We start from the raw sequence: 13,601 nt of genomic DNA, 5'->3' as shown, positions 1-13,601 counted from the left end.
TTGATGTTTCACGGCCGTTGTTTCACGCCTCGACCACCTTTGCCTTTCGCCCTCGCTTGGCCTTTGGCGTCTCGGCAGGCCGCGCTTCCGCTTCCCTCTGACTGTTCGCCTCGACACCGTCTACCTTGATGCCCTTTGCCCGCGCGATGGACGCGCCACGGCTGACGGCGTTGGCAAGCTCGTGGTCCACGACGATGGCGTCGGTCTCTTCACCCTTCAGCTTCGCCTCTATGGCGGCCACATAGGCGAGCGCCTTCGGCTGCGGTGCCATGGTGCGCCAGTACGCCAGCGCCAGTTCCAGTTCTTCGCTCATGATGCACTCCGATTCCATGGATGATCGGGATCGACTGGCCGACCATCCTCATCGTGCCCCGGCACATAGCCCCGGTTCGTGTGCCGCTGGATCGGGCCATCGTGACATTCGTTGCAGACGGCCATGAGATTGTTCGGATTGAGGAAGAGATCGAGGTCGCCCTTGTGGTCTCGCTTGTGATGCGCGACTGGAGCGTTCGGTTCCTTGCCCTTCCCTATCAGCAGCTTGCCGCAGCCGTGCCATTGGCAGGTGTAGTTGTCGCGGAGGAATATCCTCTTGCGGAGCGGTTGCCAGGCGGGATGTTTGTAGAGCGCCTGATGCTCTGGCCTGTACCGCTTAGGCGCCACGCAGGTTCTCGACCTCAAGCCAGTGGTCGTTGATGCGGACCATCGCCTTACCGTCAGGCTGGACCGCCTGCGCATCAACGGTGCCGGTGATGCTGGTAACGGGGCAGCGCAGTTTCATTCCGATCATGTCTTGCTCCTGTTGCGTTTATGAGGAGTCTGCGCAAATCTCTCATGCCGTGCATTTTCAAACTGGGCATCGGCTAACAATGGGGGGGTTGGATGGCACACCGAGTTCAATTGAAGGGTGCTTCACGCGGGTACAAGCGTGGCGCCGTCTTTCATGTTGAAAGGGGCAGTTCCTGGGAACAAATCAGCTACGAATACGAATACTGCCACCAGTATCGACCTTACGCCTTCTTGGAGACTTTAGGCTCCCGTGGACGAATACAGTTAGAGGGATGCTCGAAATGGGTTATCGTGAAGCGCGTCTAAAGTGAAAGTCAAGCCTAAAACGACAAGTACCATGCCGGGGCGGCTCCAAATGACCTTAATTGAAGTGTTGCTAATCGAGTCCCCGCGGCGCATTGTTCGCTCGTCGGCAGCCATCATCCCGGGCGCTGCTGTTTGAGGGCTGGTTACCCTGGCCCCAAACGAAAGGATGACACCATGTCTTCCGATACCACATTTACTGTTTCCTCTACCGATATGACGATGATTCGCTCACTTCTTTTTCGCGCAGGGTACAGCGCGGGGTCACCCGCAGATGGAGAGTTTCGCGCTGATACTGCGACCGCGATGCTTGTTGAGAAAGTGCGTGGCGGCGAAACCTCTCAGGCCGTGCTTGAGCGGCTTCTTGGCAACAGCTATGGCTGTCCCGAGCGGGAGGTTGAGTTGTTTAAGCCGGGCCTGCCGCAGTTCGCCATTCAAGGCCTGCCTGCTTGTACAGCCTATCGGCTTAGGCGAGCAGGGCCCAGATAATCCAAGCAATGAGAGCCGGAATAGTCGCGATGATCAGCAGGAAGCCATTCCACACGTCCGGGAAGCTATACTCCCCGCGTCCGCTGGTGAACTTCGAAACGGCATAGCCATAAGAAAGCACCGTCACGGCGAGCGGCAGCAGCCACCAGCCAAGTCGATGGTGAACGTCATCGCTACTCTTGAAATGAAAAATCCGCCAACGGGTGACAATGACAGACCGGGGCGGGCTGTTTCGGCTGGCGAAACTATGGAGCCTTTCCGGCGCCATACAAACGCCAATCGGCTACGCCGTATGGGGTCGGGATCAACGATCCAGATCCTCCCGGTAGCATTTTCACCGCCCTGTAATGACCTTATTTGAATTCTTGCTAAAGCAGTTTGAAGCGCGCAAGATTGGATTTCCAGCAGCCTTTGATACGGGCGCTGCTGTTTGAGGGCTAGCTACCCTGGCCCCAAACAAGAGGAGGACGATATGTCTTCCCTAATCCTTCTTCGACCAAGCCGATATCTAATCACCACAACGGCCTCTCACATCGCGCTCGCGGCAAGTATTGTTGTAGTCGTTTACGTTCTCACGGAGGGATGGCTATGGTGATCCTGACCTTTAGAGCACCAAGAACTTCGGCGAAGCTAAAAAAAACAGTTCTTCACCAAATTCTTAGCGACGCCAACTACGAAACCGAGAAACTCGCCGGTGGCGTCGGATCGGAGAACGAAGAGGCGCGGAAGATCGTTCGCCTTATCAAGAACGCGACCATCGGCGCGGAAAACTATCCGCTATCAAAACTCTCACAGCACCGTGACCGCAACGCGGGCATCGACACTTGGGATAATGAAGGCGGGGCTCCTCAAGGGCCTACCCCTCCTCACTGCTAATGCCGCCGAATACGAAATAAGGCATGATTAACCGTTGACGCCTTTGTGCCTTCAACCCACGAGGACATTTCCATGTCTGCCGATGTAAGCAGGGCGGACGTCGCCTTCCGCGTTAAGAGAATTGTTGCGAAGGAATTAGGCGTCCCAAAAGAAGAACTCGAAAACGATGCGTCCTATATGGGAGACTTGGGAGCCGATTCCCTCGAAGTCACCCAGATCATGATGCTGATCGAAGACGAATTCTGGATCACGTTCCCCGAAGAGCCGGTTACCGATCTATCGACAGTTGGCCGTACAGTCGATTTCGTTCTGGCGGCACGGGAGCGCGGCACAAACGCCGCAACACTCATGTGAAATGCCGGGCTACCCTCCCGGCTTGGCCGCTGGGCCTTGGCGATGTCACCCTCAAGTGGCCAAGGCTCCTACATGAGCGGGGCGCAGCGGCTTCCCCTCTTAATAGGTCAGGCAGCTTTCTTAGCGGCCGTCGTCTTGTTGATCGCCGTCACGGCGAGGTTCGTCAACTTGTTGTTGGTCGCCTTCTCCTGGTCGAGGATTTCGCTCAGGAGCTTGTGCGCCTCGTCGTGGCCGAGATCCTTGGCCCATTCGCGAAGCGAGCCATAGCGTGCGATCTCGTAGTGCTCGACAGCCTGGCAAGCGGCGAGCAGTCCAGCGTCGAGCGCCGTGCCCTCGGCTTCCTTCATGAGGCCGTCGGCCTCCTTGATCAGGCCCTCGATGGCGTCGCACTTCTCGCCGGACACATTCTTGCCAATCGACTTGAAGACCTGCTCAAGCTTCTTGATCTGATCCTTGGTCTCCGCAAGGTGCTCCTCGGCAGCCTTCTTCAGTTCTGGACTCTTCGCAGCCTTCGCGACCTTCGGCAAAGCCTTCGTGATCGCACTCTCGGCATAGTAGACATCCTGAAGAGTGTGCTCGAAAATATCAGCCAGCGATTTCATAATGTCTCTCCTTTGCAAGATGAAATGCGGGAGAGAAATTGAGAAGGCGGCAAAACGTTCCGACACTCTTAGAAATTGAAAAAAGGACGCATTTCCCCCATCGCGCCGGATGCGATTTTCCGGCTATGGGACCGGCAGCCTGTCAGCGCGAAGCATGAGGGGCGCATAGGTTTCTTGTCATCCCACATAGGTATTTATACCGTGTCGCGGAAATCATCAAGACTTTTGTCCTGCTCAAGCCCATCGATCGCGGAAACAATTCCCATAATCCGCAAGCGGGTCGCTTCCGGCAGGCTGTTGATGCAGGCGTCGGCATAGACGCGCAAAGAGACAGTGCGGCCCCGGCCCTTCGGCAGATGGCGCCCGAGCTCGGCGTTCAGCGTCTGCCTGCGCTTGAAGCGGGCCTCCTCCGTCTTCTGGGCCTTCCGATACCGATATTCCTGCTCACGCTCGAACATTTCGAGCATGATGAACCTGATGTCATCCTCGCTGATCGCGACCGGTGTCCTGTTCACTCGCACAAGGTCGATGATGCCGTCGGTATCCGTCACGGCGCGGAAGCCCTGCCCCGGATCGCGCCGGATGAAGGCATAACCGACGAGCAAGGGAAATCGCCGCGCCCGCAGCTTCCGCCCTCGATGCGTGCGGGTCTCCTGCCAGAAAGCCGGCATGTAGACGTCAATCCCCTCTTCGCGAAGGTTCCGCTCGATGATCGTCTCGCCCTTCCGGTACTCGGGCGCATCTGCCGCCTGCGCTGCCACCCGTTGCGTGCCGGGCGCGACGCGCACCGCATACCACGGTTCGTTCCGCTGGCCCGTCAGGTGAAGGGCCTGCCAGTCGACGAGGACGACGAGCCGCCCGGAGGACGGCTTGCCCGGCACCGCCTGTCGCTCCTGCACAGCCGGCAGGACGCGGGCCTTCTCGACGCCGGCCGCCCGGATCGCCGCGAAGGATCGGTCGGTGGTGAAGCCGTCGTCGATCACTCGCCAGCCGGAAAGGCTGTCAGGCACCACGACAGCATGCCCGGCGATGGCCTCAAGAGTGGTCACGGTCTCGTTGTTCGTCTGCATCAAGCCTGTTCCTTCAGTCCAAAATGATCGTTGAGCGATGACGTCGGCCGGGATGCCCGGCGAAGTGCCAAATCCGGCGGGCAGACCGAATGTCGGACGCGGCCGGCACGCACCGCGCCGCGGTGACGTTGGCGGCATCCTCCGTCTCGAAGACTTGGCCGGCCCATGCCTCGTCCAGCCCTCCGGGGCCTTTGACAACAATGGCGAAACCATCCTCGACACTGCGGCAAAGCAGGTCGTCGCGCCCATCTTCCAAGCGCTGCATGCGGATCACGGCCACCGCCTTTCCGAGCGCCGCTTGATGACGTTCCGACGCTCCGGGGTCAGCTTCACCAACGCCGGCCGCCAATTCGTGATCTTGGTGATGATCCTCGACATACGTTCTGGTGGATCGATGCAGAACCAATCCCCCGAGACGTCGAGGAAGTAATGCCGGCGCTGCTCGTTATCGAAGCAACCTACCATATCGGAGAACAGCAGTTCGCAGATCGTGCCGTCCGGCTTGGCGTCCTTCATCGGGCGCCATGGGTTGAGGCGGTCGTATTCCTCACGGGCTTTGCGCTCGGCAATCGTCATCGGCCAAGCTCCTTCAGGATTTCCGAACCGACGATGGCAACTGTCGCCATGATGGCGAACATCGCCTGATAGACAGGGTCATATCTGCACAAGGCCATGTCTAGGCCGAGACCGACGTGAAAGAGGCCCACGTGCCTAAGGACGGCGCTTCGTTTCATGCTGCCCTCCCGGTAAGATCGTAGATGTGGCCGTCGAAGTCCTTGGCGCACGTGCCAGCCTCGACGCGAGCGTCGGCATAATCCTCGCCGCTCCACATGCAGATGCGAGTTCCGTCCGCCTCGACGACTGTGACGAAGAAATGGAACTTGCCGACGTCGTCCGGCATCCGTCGGCGGCCTGCAGCGTCCTCGACGAAGACGCTGGTGATCATGCCAGAGGTGATTTCCACGGTGGCCGCGGTCCTGATGCTGGCTATTGTCATAGGTCATCCTCCCTTCCGAGGGGCTGATAGCTGTCTGGGATTTCTTCGAAGCGCCGGTCGGCGCCGACAAACTGAAGCTTCACGGAGCCGACCATTCCGCACATCGGCTGTCGTCGAATCTTCTGCGAAATGACGAAGGTCACGCTCTTCTGGTAGTCGCGATAGACCACGAGACCGGCATCGGCTTTGTTGCGCCAGTGGGCGCTGCCCGCCAAGTCGTAGAGCTGCGGCACTGGCTCGCGCCCATCAACGGGCGACCCCAGCTTGCGCGGGTGGATAACCATCCAGACCGTGCAGTCGTGGAGCTTCCCGAACCGCTTGCACTTGGAAATCAACTGCGAAACGAATTCGGTTTCGGTGAGTGTCGAGGGCCGCGAGGCTTCTATCTCGTTGTAGGGGTCGAGCACAATGTTGGTGACGCCGTACCGGATGATGGCGGCGCGCGCACGCTCCAGAAGCCAGTCGATGGATGGGGTATGCTCAAGGGTTCCGATCAGGAAAACCCGCTCTTGAAGCCACAGCAATGCATTCTGGACGTCGCCGGGCGACATTCGCAAAGTCGGCCCGTCGTAGAAGGGATTACCCGCCCAGATTTCGCATAGGTCGGCGATCTGGTTCTCGTGCCCGGTCTCCGGGGAGAAAATGGCCCACCGCTCGTCTCGAAGCCGCGCGGTCTGGATGATGATCTGCGACAGCACGCGCGATTTGCCGTGGTTCGGGATACCCGTCACGGCGATGAATTGGCCGGGAATGTACCTGAATGCCTTGTCGAGCTCCGGCCAGCCAGTTGACCGCGGCTGGGGCCCTCGGCCGTGGTAAAGGTCCATCACGCCGACCGCGAACTCCTCGACGTCGTGCAGGCCTTCAATCGGCCATGGCTCGGCGTAGTCGACGGCGCGGCGCAACTCGTCGGCGCCATGCTTGACCAGGCATTCGTTGCCGTCCTTGACGCCCGTCGGCATCTTGACGCGGTAGCAGCGATCGCGGCCGACGCGCTTGGCAATCTCCTGCGCCAACTGCTCGCCGGGCTCGTCCATGTCGGTTGCGATCAGGACGCGCCGTACCTTCGTGATCAGTTCCCAATGAGTGCCGAATGGCTCGTAGCGCTTTTCACTTTCCTCCGGTCCGGAGGGGGCACCGTTCGGCAGGGAAACGACATGATGGAAGCCGGCTTCGACGAACGACATGACGTCGATCTCGCCCTCGGCGATGATCAGGTCCTCGCCGGCACCGATGGAATCCGCGTTGAAGAAAACGGGCTCCGGGTCCTTCTCCTGGCGGAAGTGCTTGTCAGCCGTGCGGTACTTCACGTTCCGCAGCTCGCCATCCCACTCGTAGGGGAACGCGATGCAATCCTCTTCCTGCTTCGTCTGCGGGAACCACTGGCGGGTCTTGTAGATGCCCATGCTTTGGACGGTCTCTGCCGAGAGGCCACGCTTGCCAAACCACGCCAGCAAGGTATCCGGCCGGTCGCGGCGCGCGGGGCGCTCCGGCTTGCGGTAAGTCCTGCGTTCCCGCGCTGGACGATAGCCTTCGCCACCAGCGCCGCCGGAGAAGCTGCAATGGTGGCAATGCCAGACGGCGCGGCCGTCCGCCTCGATAGTCACGCTGAGGCAAGGATCGTTTTTCTTCCGCCGGCTGCTGCTGCACGCGGGGCAGATCGTCTTGTGGCTTCCGACGCGATAATCGCGCAGGCGGATGCCGTGCTCGCTAAGGGCGCTCTGGGCGTCGGCCATGTCAGCGCCTCCCGCCGTAGAAGAGGAAATCGTTGGTCAGGTCTTCATCCGCACGCGGGGCGCTACGGCTGCCAGCACCCTTCCGAGCCTTCCGGTCATCGGCCGCTTTGCGGATCCAGTTCCGCCATGCCGCTGTCCAGTCGAGCTTGACGCCCTTCTGGCCTGGCTGCTGGCGCCAGTAGTCACGGAACTTGTCGGCTTCTCGCTCGATCTCGGATGCCGTGAAGCCCTCTTTCTCCCCGAACGAGTGATCGGGTTGCCAGTCGTCGGGCAGGCGAAAAGCCTTTTTTTTGGAAGAACCGGTAGGTTCTTCTTTTATTAAAGTCTGAGATTCTGAGATTGGTTGAACGCCGGTTGAACGCTCGTTGAACGGTCGTTCAACCGGCTCTTTGTTTTTTCTGCGCTTTTTCGCTGATGCTTTTCCCGCGAAAGATTGTTGCTCAAGCATTTTTGCGCGACTGCTAAACGCATTTTCACAGCGGACATTCCATAGGCCGCAGCTCAATCGGACGATCTTTTCGTCCCCGATCAGCATGTCCAGAACGTGCCTGAAAGTCCGGGTGTCGGTCCCGCACATGCGCGCCAGACGCTCGTCCGACTGGTCCAGAGCAACGCCGCGATTGTACATTTCGTTGAGCAGCACGGTGTAGATTCCAATTTCCATGGCTTTCATCCCCCGGATGCCGCCGAGGAAGTCGTCTTGAAACCACTGCACGTAAGGAAGCAGGCAATGGCGGTAGTCCGGCACATAGTCAGGAGGCACGCCTACCTCCTCATCGCCAGCCATCGGCCGAAGAGAACGGCGGCGATGTAGGCGTCACGAAGCGACCGGGTGCGCCGCAACTCGCCCAAGGCGTCGAGGTAGTCGTCCCAGGCGTCCCGCTCGCGGTTCCGCGCGTCGGCGCCCGACGGAGAGGCTGGGGCATCCGGGCGTCTCCCGGTCTCGGGGCTGGGGCATCCGGGCGTCTCCCGGTCTCGGGGCGTCATCCGTGCACCTGTCGGTACAGCTTCATCATCCGCGCCCGGTCGACCGCCTTGCGGGCCTCCCAAACCTTCAGATTGAAGCGCGCGACGAGGACGTCAGCCGGTTCGTCGGACCAGCGGTCAATGTCGGCGAGCCATTGGGCGGCGCGGGTGATTTCGTCGGCTTGGAGGTTGATGGGCGTCGTCATGCGCGAGCCTCGGGTGTGACCCGGGCGCCCACCGCCCCCTTCCGATCACTATAACGGGCGGCAAGCCAGCCATAGTTGATGCCCGAAATCTTACGAGCTTCAGCGGCGCAAATCACACGCGCCCAGTGGTTCGGAGCGATGCGATTACGTTTTTTCATTTGGAACGCGGCCTCAAGGCCACATTCAATATCGGACGCGAATTCGCGGACGGTCGGCCAGCGGCCGATGAGATCAACAATCGTTTTCGGAGTGGTAAGCATTCCTTAATCGTACGCAGAGTACGACAAAAACGCAAGAGAACTTCGTGCCCCTTGTACGATAAAAATCAGGCAGATTGTACGAATGAAAAACGAACCCCGATTTCGACTTCAGGAGGCCCGTAAAAACGCGGGGTTTACCAGCCCTAGCGAAGCGGCGCGGGCCTTCCCACGCGACATAAACAAGAACACCTTGATCAGCCATGAGAATGGCAATCGAGCCATCTCAAAGAAAGCAGCCGAGAAATATGGTGAGCTGTTTGGTGTCACCGCCGGCTGGATCTTGTTCAATTCAGCGGATGATGATGCTGCGGCCAGCCCACCGAATGAGGTTTCACTATCTCGGGTCGGCATGACCGAAGGCATCGTCACCGGTATTGCCGAGGCCGGCACCTTCCGGGAGGTTGATGAGTTCGACCAGTCAGAGCGGCAGCGGGTGGCCATTCCGCGCGACGAGCTATTCCCAAACGCCCGCCAGTTGCTGTTCGACTGCTCCGGCGACAGCATGAACGATCTGAAACCGCGCCCCATCCTACAAGGCGACCGACTGGTGTGCCTGGCGTATGATGACGTCGAGCATCTGCTCGAGATGAAATCCGGCATGGTGGTTGTCGTCGAGCGCACGCGCGACAGCGGACACTTTCGCGAATGGTCGGTGAAACAGCTCGAGCTCTATCCCGACCGCGCCGAATTCCATCCGCGATCGACCAACCCGAAGCATAAGCCGATCGTCATCCGACAGGATCACGAGGCCGACGATGGTGTGACGGTGAAGGTCATCGCCCTGGTGCGTCGGGTCATGAACGAGATGCCGGGGTTTTGACGAGACCTAGTCGTGAATCCTAGTGATCTGAATTTCCGACGGGATGTAGCCATCAGCGGTCAGCTTCGAAACGACAATAATGTCGGCCTTCACACTATCACGGTTCCACAAGTCAGTCGCGGTGATAGGCTCAACCAGCTTCATTCGCAGGCGCTTGTCGGTTATGCCGGCGGGCACCGCGGCCCACCCGGTATTGATCTTGTCTCGGTCCTGCGCATGTATTTCGAGCGTTGCGCCATAGTGCGGCGTGTATCGCTCGAAATCCTCTTTGTCCTTGAACTCCGACGGATACGGCACCTCCCGAATTACGTCGCGCTCCACTCGGCTACGATCAAAGATCACAGGCACGCCACCCTCGCGCTGCGTAGGGATGAAGAAGCCTTTTACCGCTTTAGCTAGGCGTTTCACCGGCCCCGGCTTGCTGTATTTCGCCTCAAAAACCGCGCGAACGCGTTCCTGGCTCATACCAGTAGCCTCAGACATCTGGTCAATCAGCTCGTCCACCTGGCGCCGCAGCGCACCGTTTTCGACAGTCTTGACAGCGGCGTCCTTGAGAAAGGCTGCCCCATAGAACAGCACGATCATCGTCGTAACAGTCACGATGGAGTCGTACTGGTCCGAGATTGTTATATCGAAGAGCTTCTCAAGCATTGGCGGAATTTCCGTCTTGAGATCGTCTTGAAACGCAACGATTAGTGTCAGCGCGAACAGCTCTCGAAGAGGGCTTTCCTGCGACAGGAGCCGCACATTTATCGCGCTGTTTTCGACATGCACCCCGGGGATCAGGCTTGGCAATAACGAGATTGCATCCTCGATCGCCGTTTCCGCCGCCTGCAGCGACGCAATTACGTCGCCAATGGGCGTTGTTCCTTTGGTGTCGTAAACAATCGATAGCGGGAGCCGGATTTCTGCCATAGGCCAAAGAAATCAGCTTTTCCTTGGGTTGTGGAGTCATTTTTACTCCACTTATAGCCAAGGTTAATCGCCACGCGTCACGCGATCTTTCAGGCCGCGAATGAACGCCTGCCGCCGCAATCAAACTCCCTGCACACCGCGCCAATCTCTGCAATTAGCCAGGACTTCGGCTCATTGCACATCCTCGACACACCCTCCCCGTCGATGAAGTTCATCACCGGCAGAACGCAGAAGTCCTCGTCGTCGCCGACCGGCCCGAGCCGCGCGATCTTGAAGCTATAGCCTGGGAAGCGATTGCCCAGGTAGGCCTCCATCCGCTCCTTCGCCGCGAAAATCTCCGACCGGCGGGCGTACGGCGGCACGATGATGAATTCCAGGACCTCTTTCTCAATAGCCATAGACATATCCTCCTTCGATGCCGACGAGCTGTGCGATAACGCTTCCGCACGGCCGGCAGTTGAATTTCAGATCGCCCAGAACGGCGCTCTCGATTAGTTCGTCGGCATCGCGAGGAATGCCCTCTCCCACCGACAAGCGAATATCTCTCGTGCTCTCCCGCATGCAGTTGTCGCACCGCAGGTGAAGTGTGAACGACGCTGTCGCCGCAGGTACCGACAAGCCCATATTGTTCTCCTTTCGTTCTTATGAAGCCAGAACGAACCGCGGGAGTCGAGTCGATTCTTCGATAGTCGACAAAATCAGACAGTCGGAGAATTCGTACAAAACGTACTTGACCATTCAAGGAAATGGAGAGTACATAACGTACTACATTGCCCACTGGAGCCGACATGCACGAGGACCGCCCCATCTCCGATTTCATCAGCGCTCATCATGCGGCAGTCCTCGTCGACGAAGCATCCTTTGATGCCGACGGGCTCCTCATCCTCGATGTGACCGTGGCCGAGAAGATCGCAGCAGATGAGCGCTCGGCCTTCATCGAATTCGTCTCGGCGCCCTGCAGGTCGCCCGAGGAGGTGCAGGCGAAGCTGCGGTATCTCCTCGACGGCACCGTCGGCGAACGCTCTTCTTTTCTCGACTATCTGTTCGAGTACGGCGCCGACGTTGAGGACGGGCTTCTTACGCCTTTCCTCCGGTCTCTGCTTCTGGCCGATGCCCCGCGCGGGTGCACGCACGAGGAGGAGGCGTGATGCCTGGGACGTCAAAAAGGATTGTCTGCGTTCTCAGGCATCCATGGAGGGGGAACGATGCCGGCGTTGCGAAGAGTTGCCGCCATGACGTCGCCGGCAGCAATCGCGTTCGTGGATCGCGTGTCTTCCTCTATTTGAATGAACCGATCGATATCCGGCCAAAGGATATCTGCGAGCTGCCGGTCAACCTCCTTGCTGTACTGGCTGACGAAAAAGAACTGCCACCAGCGCCTTGCGAAGTCGAGACGTCGCTCCTCCTCAAACGTAGGATGGATGTCCGCGAGAGTGGCAAGCTTCAGCGCACGCTCCGCATCGCTTACGCTCCAGTAGTCTCGCCAAGATATCGGCGGGTCATATTCCCCCTGCTCAATCACCGCGCGGCTCGCAGCCTCGCTAATGGCGCGCTCAACTACCGTCGTTATTGTCTGCCCGCGAAGACGCGACACGAACTCCAGCATAAAGCGGGTTTTCGGATCAAGCCGGATGGTAAGGCTTTCACTTTTCGAGGGTTTTTTCAGCGATACGGCCATTGCACTCTCCGTGTAATGCAAACACCGTACATTTTATGTGTGCGCAGTGCAAATAGCACTTGCGGAACTTTCCTCGTTGGTTAATGATATCTGTATTGCAGATGCAGTGCAGTTAAGAAAGGAAGCGTGCAATGAATGATCTGCAAGCGCGATCAAACGATGAACAGCGTATCGGGACCACCTTTTCGAAAGCAGAGATCTCGGAAATCGACGATTGGGGATTTGCCCGGAAAATCCGGTCGCGATCCGAAGTGATCCGCCGTCTCGTTCGCGAAGGCCTGAACGCCGTAGATGTGAAAACGGCGGCTGAATGAGGTTGCAGCCTCAGACACCGCCGTCTCCGAAATGATGAGCCGCTTGCAGGCGGCTTTCCCCATCAATGTCCAGAAAGCGTAGGAGCTCAACATGGACGCCCTCATCGATACCATGCCCGGCGGGGGCGGTAAACCCGTTCGCATCTCCACGAAGGAAATCGCACGCCTGACCGAAAAAGGGCACAATACGGTTCTGCGCGACACGCGCAGTATGCTGGTCGAACTCTATTGCGCGGATCTGATCAGCGACCAGGGCGCGTCAAGGCGTTCCGAGACTATCAGGTCGAAGGCGGACGAAATTCTTATCAAGCGATATGGCCCCGGTACCAATTGGTACGACCTCGGATTCGAGATCGTTCGCAGCGGCAACGCCACTGTCGAAATCCTTCTCGACCGCGAACATGCCATGACCCTCGTCACCGGCTATGACATCAAGCTCCGCAAGCGTGTCGTCGACAAGCTGTCCGAGCTGGAGCATGTCCAGCCGACCATCCCGACCACGGCGGAAGCTCTCGCCCAGGTCTTTCGCATGGTCGCTGACAGCGAGCGGCGTGAGGCACGGCAAGCCGCGGACATTGCGGAAATTCGTGCCGATGTCGAAGAAATCCGACAGACGCTGACGATCTTCGATGACGTCCCGCCGAACGGGGAACTGGTAACCTATCTGCGGCCACGCATTCGCAAAATGACCGGTCTGTCCTTTGACGTGATCAATATCGTTCTGGACAAGTCCCCGTATTCCCTCAGCCCGAAGTTTGGCGTCCGGAATCATCATGAAAATGCCGACGGGACGATCAACTACGGGTACTGGAAACGCGAGGTCAACGCGGTTTTCAGGGAATTTATCAAGCAGTGCCGTCAGGTGACGCCGACGCTCTGCGAACACGATCTCATCGAATTCCGGTTCAAGCTGGTGAAAGGCGGTACGAAATGACCACCGCCAAGACCATCATCGAACTCCTCGGCATCGCCGACCGCGCGCTGACCGTCGAAGCCTGCCAGCAGAAGCGCCAGAAGGCGCAGCGGGATCTCCGCGCCGCCTATGATGCCTGGAAGACAGAGCACCGCATCAAGGACCGCATGGAAGCCGGCTCAGACGACATGGAGCGCATGAAGGCAGCGACGGAGGCGGAATACGACCTCCTCACCGAGGCCAAGCGTGATGAGGCGAACGCCCACAAGCGGCTCCAGTCGGCCATCAGCAAGTACCGCAAACAAGGCTGACGGCG

Annotated in this window: 25 protein-coding genes; 7 read left to right on the top strand and 18 right to left on the bottom strand. The window is 58.8% G+C overall.

Annotated features, from left to right (window positions below; genetic code table 11):
- Positions 1-22 precede the first annotated feature (22 nt).
- Complete coding sequence (locus ACZ48C_RS05585) at positions 23-313, bottom strand: hypothetical protein (protein ID WP_464782445.1); 291 nt, start codon at positions 311-313, stop codon at positions 23-25.
- Positions 314-649: 336 nt separating this feature from the next.
- Positions 650-787 (bottom strand): hypothetical protein, encoded by a 138-nt coding sequence (locus ACZ48C_RS05580; protein ID WP_464782444.1) that lies wholly within the window; start codon positions 785-787, stop codon positions 650-652.
- Between the two features lie 479 nt (positions 788-1,266).
- Here ACZ48C_RS05580 and ACZ48C_RS05575 point away from each other — a divergent pair, with 479 nt between their 5' ends.
- Positions 1,267-1,578 (top strand): hypothetical protein, encoded by a 312-nt coding sequence (locus ACZ48C_RS05575; protein WP_464782443.1) that lies wholly within the window; start codon positions 1,267-1,269, stop codon positions 1,576-1,578.
- Here ACZ48C_RS05575 and ACZ48C_RS05570 read toward each other — a convergent pair.
- The gene (locus tag ACZ48C_RS05570) at positions 1,556-1,846 is read right to left on the bottom strand and encodes a hypothetical protein (protein WP_464782442.1); all 291 of its coding nucleotides are present in this window, start codon (positions 1,844-1,846) and stop codon (positions 1,556-1,558) included. The two genes, ACZ48C_RS05575 and ACZ48C_RS05570, sit on opposite strands and share 23 nt — an antisense overlap.
- A gap of 320 nt (positions 1,847-2,166) precedes the next feature.
- Between ACZ48C_RS05570 and ACZ48C_RS05565 the strand changes: the two genes are divergently transcribed.
- Both ACZ48C_RS05565 and ACZ48C_RS05560 read left to right on the top strand, forming a co-directional pair.
- Positions 2,167-2,454, top strand: a complete 288-nt coding sequence (locus tag ACZ48C_RS05565) for a hypothetical protein (RefSeq protein WP_464782441.1) — start codon at positions 2,167-2,169, stop codon at positions 2,452-2,454.
- Positions 2,455-2,526: 72 nt separating this feature from the next.
- Positions 2,527-2,808, top strand: coding sequence for an acyl carrier protein (locus ACZ48C_RS05560; RefSeq protein ID WP_464782440.1), 282 nt, complete (start codon positions 2,527-2,529; stop codon positions 2,806-2,808).
- A 107-nt stretch (positions 2,809-2,915) separates the two neighbouring features.
- On the opposite strand, the gene ACZ48C_RS05555 is transcribed toward ACZ48C_RS05560, so the two are convergent.
- From ACZ48C_RS05555 to ACZ48C_RS05510, 10 genes are all read right to left on the bottom strand, one after another.
- A complete protein-coding gene (locus tag ACZ48C_RS05555; protein WP_464782439.1) occupies positions 2,916-3,410 on the bottom strand; it encodes a ferritin-like domain-containing protein in 495 nt (164 codons plus the stop codon).
- 194 nt (positions 3,411-3,604) lie between these two features.
- Positions 3,605-4,480, bottom strand: coding sequence for a transcription termination/antitermination NusG family protein (locus ACZ48C_RS05550; protein ID WP_464782438.1), 876 nt, complete (start codon positions 4,478-4,480; stop codon positions 3,605-3,607).
- Positions 4,481-4,493: 13 nt separating this feature from the next.
- Positions 4,494-4,760: a hypothetical protein gene (locus tag ACZ48C_RS05545; protein WP_464782437.1), complete on the bottom strand. Its 267-nt coding sequence runs from the start codon at positions 4,758-4,760 to the stop codon at positions 4,494-4,496.
- Positions 4,751-5,056 (bottom strand): hypothetical protein, encoded by a 306-nt coding sequence (locus tag ACZ48C_RS05540; RefSeq protein ID WP_464782436.1) that lies wholly within the window; start codon positions 5,054-5,056, stop codon positions 4,751-4,753. Before ACZ48C_RS05540 ends, ACZ48C_RS05545 begins: the two co-directional genes overlap by 10 nt.
- Entirely contained in the window at positions 5,053-5,214 is a 162-nt protein-coding gene (locus tag ACZ48C_RS05535; RefSeq protein ID WP_464782435.1) for a hypothetical protein, read from the bottom strand. The genes ACZ48C_RS05540 and ACZ48C_RS05535 overlap by 4 nt, the downstream gene beginning before the upstream one ends.
- Entirely contained in the window at positions 5,211-5,477 is a 267-nt protein-coding gene (locus ACZ48C_RS05530) for a hypothetical protein (protein ID WP_464782434.1), read from the bottom strand. The genes ACZ48C_RS05535 and ACZ48C_RS05530 overlap by 4 nt, the downstream gene beginning before the upstream one ends.
- Positions 5,474-7,213: a bifunctional DNA primase/helicase gene (locus ACZ48C_RS05525; RefSeq protein WP_464782433.1), complete on the bottom strand. Its 1,740-nt coding sequence runs from the start codon at positions 7,211-7,213 to the stop codon at positions 5,474-5,476. The genes ACZ48C_RS05530 and ACZ48C_RS05525 overlap by 4 nt, the downstream gene beginning before the upstream one ends.
- 1 nt (position 7,214) lies before the next feature.
- Positions 7,215-7,976 carry a YdaU family protein gene (locus ACZ48C_RS05520; RefSeq protein WP_464782432.1) on the bottom strand — a complete coding sequence of 254 codons (762 nt, stop codon included), beginning with the start codon at positions 7,974-7,976 and terminating at the stop codon, positions 7,215-7,217.
- Positions 7,977-8,196: 220 nt separating this feature from the next.
- Entirely contained in the window at positions 8,197-8,385 is a 189-nt protein-coding gene (locus tag ACZ48C_RS05515) for a hypothetical protein (RefSeq protein WP_464782431.1), read from the bottom strand.
- Positions 8,382-8,645: a hypothetical protein gene (locus tag ACZ48C_RS05510; protein WP_464782430.1), complete on the bottom strand. Its 264-nt coding sequence runs from the start codon at positions 8,643-8,645 to the stop codon at positions 8,382-8,384. Before ACZ48C_RS05510 ends, ACZ48C_RS05515 begins: the two co-directional genes overlap by 4 nt.
- A gap of 82 nt (positions 8,646-8,727) precedes the next feature.
- Between ACZ48C_RS05510 and ACZ48C_RS05505 the strand changes: the two genes are divergently transcribed.
- Positions 8,728-9,465 (top strand): LexA family transcriptional regulator, encoded by a 738-nt coding sequence (locus ACZ48C_RS05505; protein ID WP_464782429.1) that lies wholly within the window; start codon positions 8,728-8,730, stop codon positions 9,463-9,465.
- Between the two features lie 6 nt (positions 9,466-9,471).
- Here the strand turns inward: ACZ48C_RS05505 and ACZ48C_RS05500 are convergent, their stop codons facing one another.
- From ACZ48C_RS05500 to ACZ48C_RS05490, 3 genes are all read right to left on the bottom strand, one after another.
- Entirely contained in the window at positions 9,472-10,380 is a 909-nt protein-coding gene (locus tag ACZ48C_RS05500) for a hypothetical protein (protein WP_464782428.1), read from the bottom strand.
- Positions 10,381-10,469: 89 nt separating this feature from the next.
- Positions 10,470-10,778, bottom strand: coding sequence for a hypothetical protein (locus ACZ48C_RS05495; protein ID WP_464782427.1), 309 nt, complete (start codon positions 10,776-10,778; stop codon positions 10,470-10,472).
- Positions 10,768-11,004, bottom strand: a complete 237-nt coding sequence (locus ACZ48C_RS05490; protein ID WP_464782426.1) for a hypothetical protein — start codon at positions 11,002-11,004, stop codon at positions 10,768-10,770. The genes ACZ48C_RS05495 and ACZ48C_RS05490 overlap by 11 nt, the downstream gene beginning before the upstream one ends.
- A 164-nt stretch (positions 11,005-11,168) precedes the next feature.
- Between ACZ48C_RS05490 and ACZ48C_RS05485 the strand changes: the two genes are divergently transcribed.
- Entirely contained in the window at positions 11,169-11,528 is a 360-nt protein-coding gene (locus ACZ48C_RS05485) for a hypothetical protein (RefSeq protein WP_464782425.1), read from the top strand.
- Positions 11,529-11,539: 11 nt separating this feature from the next.
- Here the strand turns inward: ACZ48C_RS05485 and ACZ48C_RS05480 are convergent, their stop codons facing one another.
- Together ACZ48C_RS05480 and ACZ48C_RS05475 are read right to left on the bottom strand one after the other, a co-directional pair.
- On the bottom strand, positions 11,540-12,058 hold the full coding sequence (locus ACZ48C_RS05480; RefSeq protein WP_464782424.1) for a hypothetical protein: 519 nt from the start codon (positions 12,056-12,058) through the stop codon (positions 11,540-11,542).
- 152 nt (positions 12,059-12,210) lie between these two features.
- Entirely contained in the window at positions 12,211-12,465 is a 255-nt protein-coding gene (locus tag ACZ48C_RS05475) for a hypothetical protein (RefSeq protein ID WP_464782423.1), read from the bottom strand.
- On the opposite strand from ACZ48C_RS05475, the gene ACZ48C_RS05470 reads away from it, so the two are divergent.
- The gene (locus ACZ48C_RS05470) at positions 12,464-13,306 is read left to right on the top strand and encodes a Rha family transcriptional regulator (RefSeq protein ID WP_464782422.1); all 843 of its coding nucleotides are present in this window, start codon (positions 12,464-12,466) and stop codon (positions 13,304-13,306) included. The genes ACZ48C_RS05475 and ACZ48C_RS05470 overlap by 2 nt on opposite strands.
- Positions 13,303-13,596, top strand: a complete 294-nt coding sequence (locus tag ACZ48C_RS05465; RefSeq protein ID WP_464782421.1) for a hypothetical protein — start codon at positions 13,303-13,305, stop codon at positions 13,594-13,596. The genes ACZ48C_RS05470 and ACZ48C_RS05465 overlap by 4 nt, the downstream gene beginning before the upstream one ends.
- Positions 13,597-13,601 lie beyond the last annotated feature (5 nt).

The organism is Shinella sp. 1A1, from assembly GCF_055379515.1.
This window is presented reverse-complemented; position numbering and strand designations above follow the sequence as displayed.

Excerpts from the sequence above, each read along its gene's own strand:
- ACZ48C_RS05585 (WP_464782445.1), bottom strand. The coding sequence starts at position 313 with ATGAGCGAAGAACTGGAACTGGCGCTGGCGTACTGGCGCACCATGGCA.
- ACZ48C_RS05580 (WP_464782444.1), bottom strand. The coding sequence starts at position 787 with ATGATCGGAATGAAACTGCGCTGCCCCGTTACCAGCATCACCGGCACC.
- ACZ48C_RS05575 (WP_464782443.1), top strand. The coding sequence starts at position 1,267 with ATGTCTTCCGATACCACATTTACTGTTTCCTCTACCGATATGACGATG.
- ACZ48C_RS05570 (WP_464782442.1), bottom strand. The coding sequence starts at position 1,846 with ATGGCGCCGGAAAGGCTCCATAGTTTCGCCAGCCGAAACAGCCCGCCC.
- ACZ48C_RS05565 (WP_464782441.1), top strand. The coding sequence starts at position 2,167 with ATGGTGATCCTGACCTTTAGAGCACCAAGAACTTCGGCGAAGCTAAAA.
- ACZ48C_RS05560 (WP_464782440.1), top strand. The coding sequence starts at position 2,527 with ATGTCTGCCGATGTAAGCAGGGCGGACGTCGCCTTCCGCGTTAAGAGA.
- ACZ48C_RS05555 (WP_464782439.1), bottom strand. The coding sequence starts at position 3,410 with ATGAAATCGCTGGCTGATATTTTCGAGCACACTCTTCAGGATGTCTAC.
- ACZ48C_RS05550 (WP_464782438.1), bottom strand. The coding sequence starts at position 4,480 with ATGCAGACGAACAACGAGACCGTGACCACTCTTGAGGCCATCGCCGGG.
- ACZ48C_RS05540 (WP_464782436.1), bottom strand. The coding sequence starts at position 5,056 with ATGACGATTGCCGAGCGCAAAGCCCGTGAGGAATACGACCGCCTCAAC.
- ACZ48C_RS05535 (WP_464782435.1), bottom strand. The coding sequence starts at position 5,214 with ATGAAACGAAGCGCCGTCCTTAGGCACGTGGGCCTCTTTCACGTCGGT.
- ACZ48C_RS05530 (WP_464782434.1), bottom strand. The coding sequence starts at position 5,477 with ATGACAATAGCCAGCATCAGGACCGCGGCCACCGTGGAAATCACCTCT.
- ACZ48C_RS05525 (WP_464782433.1), bottom strand. The coding sequence starts at position 7,213 with ATGGCCGACGCCCAGAGCGCCCTTAGCGAGCACGGCATCCGCCTGCGC.
- ACZ48C_RS05515 (WP_464782431.1), bottom strand. The coding sequence starts at position 8,385 with ATGACGACGCCCATCAACCTCCAAGCCGACGAAATCACCCGCGCCGCC.
- ACZ48C_RS05510 (WP_464782430.1), bottom strand. The coding sequence starts at position 8,645 with ATGCTTACCACTCCGAAAACGATTGTTGATCTCATCGGCCGCTGGCCG.
- ACZ48C_RS05505 (WP_464782429.1), top strand. The coding sequence starts at position 8,728 with ATGAAAAACGAACCCCGATTTCGACTTCAGGAGGCCCGTAAAAACGCG.
- ACZ48C_RS05500 (WP_464782428.1), bottom strand. The coding sequence starts at position 10,380 with ATGGCAGAAATCCGGCTCCCGCTATCGATTGTTTACGACACCAAAGGA.
- ACZ48C_RS05495 (WP_464782427.1), bottom strand. The coding sequence starts at position 10,778 with ATGGCTATTGAGAAAGAGGTCCTGGAATTCATCATCGTGCCGCCGTAC.
- ACZ48C_RS05490 (WP_464782426.1), bottom strand. The coding sequence starts at position 11,004 with ATGGGCTTGTCGGTACCTGCGGCGACAGCGTCGTTCACACTTCACCTG.
- ACZ48C_RS05485 (WP_464782425.1), top strand. The coding sequence starts at position 11,169 with ATGCACGAGGACCGCCCCATCTCCGATTTCATCAGCGCTCATCATGCG.
- ACZ48C_RS05480 (WP_464782424.1), bottom strand. The coding sequence starts at position 12,058 with ATGGCCGTATCGCTGAAAAAACCCTCGAAAAGTGAAAGCCTTACCATC.
- ACZ48C_RS05470 (WP_464782422.1), top strand. The coding sequence starts at position 12,464 with ATGGACGCCCTCATCGATACCATGCCCGGCGGGGGCGGTAAACCCGTT.
- ACZ48C_RS05475 (WP_464782423.1), bottom strand. The coding sequence starts at position 12,465 with ATGTTGAGCTCCTACGCTTTCTGGACATTGATGGGGAAAGCCGCCTGC.
- ACZ48C_RS05465 (WP_464782421.1), top strand. The coding sequence starts at position 13,303 with ATGACCACCGCCAAGACCATCATCGAACTCCTCGGCATCGCCGACCGC.